This is a genomic window from Vibrio fujianensis (assembly GCF_002749895.1).
Classification (GTDB): domain Bacteria; phylum Pseudomonadota; class Gammaproteobacteria; order Enterobacterales; family Vibrionaceae; genus Vibrio; species Vibrio fujianensis.
Genome location: NZ_NBUS01000041.1, coordinates 130,508 through 131,754, shown reverse-complemented (window position 1 = coordinate 131,754; position 1,247 = coordinate 130,508). Strand labels below are relative to the sequence as shown.

Annotated in this window: 1 protein-coding gene; it reads right to left on the bottom strand. The window is 43.9% G+C overall.

Features of this window, described 5'->3' with window-relative positions:
• Positions 1-1,247, bottom strand: a 1,247-nt coding sequence (locus B7C60_RS07895; protein WP_245868889.1) for a methyl-accepting chemotaxis protein, incomplete at both ends; no start/stop codon positions are given.

Here is a 1,247-nt window from a genome sequence, read left to right as displayed (position 1 = left end):
CGTTGAAAGTATGGTGCTGATCTGGTTACCGTGCTCTTCTAATTCTTGAATAACATCGGTTGCAACCTGAACTTCTTGTGCTAGAGAATGAATCGAATTCTGAGTTTGTGATACTTGCGTTGCACCATGCGAGCAAGCATCAACCGCTTCCGATGAGTTTTGGGCGGTATTTTCAGAATTATTAGCAATTTCTTGCGTTGCTGCGGCCATTTCATTGATCGCGGTGGCCACCATATTGACTTCATCTTGCTGCATTCGAATACGGGCACTTCGTTCTTCCGCATGGGCAGCGGTCATTTGAGACTGAGCAGACAATGACTGAGAAATCTGGCTTAACTGACTGACCATATGGTGCATATTGCCGACAAAAATATTAAAGTTTTTCGCTAAGCGTCCAACTTCATCATCACTGCGTGGTTCTAACCGTTGTGTTAGATCCCCTTCTCCAATCGCGATTTCTTCCAACGCTTTTGAAACACGAAGTAAATCACGGAATAAAAAGCTAACCAACCAAGACACGATCAACACAACAATGATCGTAATAATCAAGGCAGTCGCGAATAAACCGGTGAGTAATTGACGATGAGCAGCAAACTCGGTGGCTTTATCCATCTGCACCGCAAACATCCAAGGAGTATTAGGCACCGGAGTAAAGTAAAACAGAGTTTCTTGACCATTGATCGTCAATTCAAGCAACTGATGACGAACTGCCGCTTGTTCTAGGGCCGTCATATTGAGGGTTTTATTTAACGAAGCAACCGGTTTGAGCAGTAATGCCTTGTTAGGATGAGCCAGAAAATTACCATCTTGCGTATCGATCAACATGGTATAAGCTTTATCGCCTGCATCCATACTCAAAACGTCGGTAATGAGTTGATCAATTAAAACGTCAGCGCCCACAACACCAACAAATTGTCCGTTATCACGAACCGGTTCAGCAATGGTGACCAGTAAAGCTTTAGTGATCGCATCTTGATAAGCAGTGGTGATAATCTGCCTGCCTGCAGAAACGGCATCTTTATACCACGGTCGGGCTCTTGGATCATAGTCAGCACGATTTCGCTCAGGATGAGAACGATACATCTGACCATCCGACGTGCCTAAAAAAATATCATCAAACCCACCAGCGTTACGAGCTTGTTGTAAAAATGGAACAACATCCGGCTCAGAGCTATATTGATTAAAAGCTGTCGAAATGTTTTTTCGAATAGAAATCCAATCAGAAATTCCTTTCGCAGCGGTCGATG